Here is a 4,538-nt window from a genome sequence, read left to right on the forward strand (position 1 = left end):
TCGCCGGCGGCGTCTACCAGGTCACGGTAGACCCGCAGTGACCCATGGCCTGACAATTGTTGGCGGCGTCTACGGCGAGACCTGCATCGAGCCCGCCTGGGATGCGGTCTTCGGCTCCGCCGGCCGAGCCGCCCACGCGGTGGAAACACTCGTCGATGGCCCGGTGGAACTTGTCACCTATGTCGCAACGGAAGCCCAGGCCACGGTTGAGGATCTCGCAACACGCTGCGGCGCGACCCTGAAGGCACACCCCGCAACCCAGTTCGTCAGCTTCAGCTACTTGCACCCGTTGGCGAGGCCCTCGATCTACCCACCTCCATCCCAGATCGCTCAAGCGCCCACCATCACCGTCAAGGGCGACGTCGTCCTGCGCTACGGCATGATGGAAGGGGACGCCATCATCGATGCCGGGGTTGCGGTGTACGATCCCCAATCAGCCTTCGATCCGCGCCCCTTCTCAGAAAATGGCTCCAAAGCAAAGCGCCTAGCGCTCGTCTTAAATCGCACTGAAGTCCACGCCATGACCGGCATCGATGATCCGATGTTGGCAGCCCGAAGCCTGCTGGAATCCGAAGGCGCCGAGGTGATCGTGCTCAAGAAGGGCAGCCATGGCGCCGTCGTCCTGACTGCCTCGGGAGAGCACACCATCCCTGCCTACGAGACCCAATATGTGTGGAAGGTCGGATCGGGCGACGTCTTTTCGGCGACCTTCGCCGCGCTATGGGGCTGCCAGGGCATGGCGCCCGACCAAGCCGCGGACCTGGCCTCGCGAGCGACGGCCAACTATGTCAACACCCGCTACCTGCCCGCCCCGGCCGTAGGCGCGCTGCAAGCACTGCAGTTTGCCCCGATCAAGCCAGGCGACGGCACGATCTATCTTGCCAGCCCCTTCTTCGATATCGGGCAACGCTGGCTCGTCGAGGAAAGCCTCAGCCTGCTCACCGCTCTTGGCGCATCTGTCTTTTCGCCCGTCCACGAGGTCGGCCCCGGACCCGCCAGCTATGTCGCTCCCAAGGACATCGCCGGCCTAGAGGCCAGCAACGTCGTCTTCGCCATCCTCAACGGCCTGGACCCCGGCACGATCTTCGAAGTCGGGTATGCGATCAAGAAGGGTATCCCTGTCATGGCGCTGGCGCAGAACGTGAAAGAAGAAGACCTGAAGATGATCGAGGGCACCGGCTGCGAGATCACGGACGACTTCGCATCGGCGCTCTACCGCGCCGTCTGGAAGCTGCCCTGACATGCGAGCCATCCTCATGTCTGGCGGCATGGACTCCATCAGCGTGGCTTGGTGGCGCCGACCTGATGTCGCAATCTTCATCGACTACGGCCAGCGCGCCGCCCAGGCTGAATTTGACGCCGGCACAGCGGCATGCGCGGCCATGGGCATCGAGCACCGGGCCATAAAAGTCGATTGCTCGCCCTTGGGCTCTGGCGACATGGCCGGAACACCAGCCTCTTCCGTCGCTCCGGTTCCGGAGTGGTGGCCGTTTCGCAATCAATTGCTGCTGACCCTCGCCGGGATGTTCGCGATCAAGCTGGGGGCAAAGAGCTTGGCGATTGGCGCCCTGCGCACCGACGGGGAGCATGCCGACGGCCGCCCGGAGTTCATCGAGCGGATTTCGGGCCTGATGGCGATGCAGGAGGGTGGCCTGACCGTCGAGGCGCCGGCGATCGCGCTGGACGCCGTCGAGCTTGTCACCACGTCGGGCATTCCCCGCGAGGTGCTGGCCTGGGCGCACTCGTGCCACACGGGCAATCTGGCCTGCGGGCAATGCCGCGGCTGCATCAAGCATTATAAGACCTGGGAAGCCCTTGGCTGGGATGCTCACTGAAGAGCCTGCTCCACTTAGCGAACCGGGCGCGTGGTCAGATGCCTGGCCCCGCGCAAACCGCATCTTGTCGCTGCCGGAACCAACCCTCCCGCCGGAGCGGTCCTTCCTTGACGTCCTGCAGACCCGCCATTCGTCGATCGGCGGTCCAGTTCACATCCATGAGGTCGCCGACCTTCTTTGGTATGTCATGGCGCCGACTCCCACCGGCGTGGGGCGCGCGGGAATAGCTACTGAACATCGCCCCTACCCGACCGCCGGCGGACTGCATTGCGTCAGAGTCCTGCTCATCAACAGCGACCATCAGCTTGTCGCCCTTTACGAGCCGACTGATCATCGCCTGCACGTCATCGACGCGCCCGGTCTGGCGACGGCGAACGATCTGGATGTGGCGGCGCTTCTGGGCCACAGGAGCGGCTGCTCCTTGCGCTTGGTCGGGGACCTGGCAAAGGCCCAAGCCGCGTATACCTCACCCGAGACGCTGTTGCTGCGCGAAGCTGGCGGCCTTGCGGCGACCATTGGCCTCTGCGCCGAATGGCTTGGCCTTGCCGCCTGCCCATTGGGCTCGCTCGGAACTGGCCTCCTTGCAGCCCTAGGACCCCCTCAAGGCCAACTGGTAGGTGTTGGGGGCATTCAAATCGGTAGCCGGTCGTACGACCGGTGACCCCCACGCCCTAGAGCTGATCGCTTGAATAAGCAGGAGGCCATCCGAACCTCTATTTGAAACCATGAGAACCTAGCGTTACGCATCGGTTTAACGCGCAGACAGGTTAGAAAATTTCATGTCTAAAAGGCGATTTCTAACTAGACCATCTGGAGCCGGGGCGATATTTCCTATGTCTAGTCTTCTTTCCTTCTACAGCTCTTCTAACCGATGAAAAGCTGTCGTCTTGAGAGTTGAATACGCTCACAAGATCCAGGTATGGCCTAGTGATATTTGCTGATGTCCATTGACTTTCGAGATACTCTCTAAATGATTCTGCTCGCTTGAGGCGATCTCCAATCTCTAGAGAGCCCGCTCTTGTCGATATAACTTCTCGTGTCGCAAGGTCGAATATCGGCGTGTCAGTACACATCGCGTCGAGGAACGCGAACGATCCCATCCAGAAGCGCACATGGTATATGCCGATTGAGGTCGATCGAAAGTAAAAGCTATCCGGGAGCTCGCCTTCGGGAACCTTTATCTCCCTGTAATGAGCATGTGGAGTCTCGATGAGGCGTTTCAACGCCAGCCGTTTAAGGCTATGGCGTACTTGATCTTCGATAAATCCGCTGCCTTTCATCTCCTCAATAATATGCGATCCAGAAACAAAGCCGTCATTGTCTTTGGTGCCGACTGAGGACGAGAGATAGCTTACAATCAAGGGCGCTAAAAAATGCTCTCTTGGATCAGCAAGAGATATATCGAATACGTTGCATGCTACAAGAGATGACTGCGCATTGTAATAGGCATACTCGCCAAGCAGCGCGTGTTTCGTGAACTCGTGCAGCGGAATTTGGTAGCTTCCCTCTTCTTCTTCAATTTTGACAATGCGCTCGCTCTCAACGTTTGGGCTTCCGCAGAAGCCCGTAATGAGTTCAACGACTAAGCGCGTATTTCCACCTGCAATATTGCTCAGGAAGGCGCGTATCTTCTCGTTGCTACGGATAGCCCGCAGCGTAGCTCTCAGGAAGAAGACAATGCTACTAAGGTTCAGGCGAATGTTGGTGAGCGCAGAGGGGGCGATGCGTCCCTCAGCAACATTGACGGCGAATGATATTCGTCTTCTAAGCACCTCGTCGGCGGGTGGTGGTGATATTGTTAAAATTTTGTTCTGGTAGCCTGAGAGGGCTCCGGTCGTTTTTGATTGATAGAATGTGCTTGGGCGTAACGCTACGAACACAACTAGATTTCGCGTGGCGGCTAGCTCCTGCGCTATGAGAAATGCCTTCTGCTGCGTTTCGAAACTTCTTTGGTCGGCATTGTCGATAATAACTATGATTTGCTTTCCGCGCCCGTGGGTGATGTGCCCAAGGGAAGCTTGTATGTGATTGTCTTTCTGGGAGATCTTCTCCCTGAGAAATTCAATCTTAGCCTTCTCATATGCAATACGGTCTATTTCTTTCAGTCGACCCTCGACGCTGCCATCGAATGATGTTAGCGCCGAGTGATATACGGCATCTACAAACGCGCCGCTGTGGATGTCAGTTTGAAAGTCGTCCTTTAAAACCCGAGCAATTTCATCAATGACGAACGCCTTTATATCGTCGGTCATTGTGGCCTTCACGCCAAGATTTATATGTATGAAAAATGTGTCTTCTTTATATTTTTCTTCGATTTGCTCAAATAGGTTTTCAAAGAACGAAGTCTTCCCAACCCCTACATCTCCAAGTACCACGATGGGCCGAGACCCCGCCGCCTCTGCCAAGATGGTCTCATCTACAAGTAGCTTGCCGCTAACTACTGGAAGGCCGATCGCCGATGGCGATACGCCGCTATCGGAGGCGCGCTTGTAGCGCGCCGCAATGATGTTCTTACTTAGTAGCAGGTGTCTATTGTTTGCCTCGATGGGTACGTAGCATTCTTTGTAAAAGTCACTTCGTACCGCTGGATGGGAAGTGATATCTTCCAGCAAAGTAAGTGCCAAGCCCCGGAGGTTCTCTTGAAAAGGGCTTCTATATCTATATTTGAAAGGCTCTGTAATAGAATTCGAAGCCTTGGCGGGA

General features: G+C 57.2%; 4 protein-coding genes. 2 read left to right on the forward strand and 2 right to left on the reverse strand.

The genetic code is table 11. The annotated features are described in order from the left end of the window. Both AC1DEY_RS22570 and AC1DEY_RS22575 read left to right on the forward strand, forming a co-directional pair. The coding region (locus AC1DEY_RS22570) for a PfkB family carbohydrate kinase (protein WP_476869942.1) at window positions 1–1,240 on the forward strand (1,240 nt) is incomplete at its 5' end. A 16-nt stretch (window positions 1,241–1,256) separates the two neighbouring features. After that, the gene (locus tag AC1DEY_RS22575; RefSeq protein ID WP_476869945.1) at window positions 1,257–1,835 is read left to right on the forward strand and encodes a 7-cyano-7-deazaguanine synthase; all 579 of its coding nucleotides are present in this window, start codon (window positions 1,257–1,259) and stop codon (window positions 1,833–1,835) included. Between the two features lie 34 nt (window positions 1,836–1,869). Here AC1DEY_RS22575 and AC1DEY_RS22580 read toward each other — a convergent pair whose 3' ends face one another. Both AC1DEY_RS22580 and AC1DEY_RS22585 read right to left on the reverse strand, forming a co-directional pair. Next, window positions 1,870–2,241, reverse strand: coding sequence for a hypothetical protein (locus tag AC1DEY_RS22580; protein WP_476869943.1), 372 nt, complete (start codon window positions 2,239–2,241; stop codon window positions 1,870–1,872). 391 nt (window positions 2,242–2,632) lie between these two features. Further along, the coding region (locus AC1DEY_RS22585) for a P-loop NTPase fold protein (RefSeq protein ID WP_476869944.1) at window positions 2,633–4,538 on the reverse strand (1,906 nt) is incomplete at its 5' end.

The sequence above is a fragment of the Arthrobacter sp. 05T47 genome, assembly GCF_056395825.1.

Coding starts and splice junctions, on each gene's coding strand:
- AC1DEY_RS22575 (WP_476869945.1), top strand. CDS start 1,257: ATGTCTGGCGGCATGGACTCCATCAGCGTGGCTTGGTGGCGCCGACCT.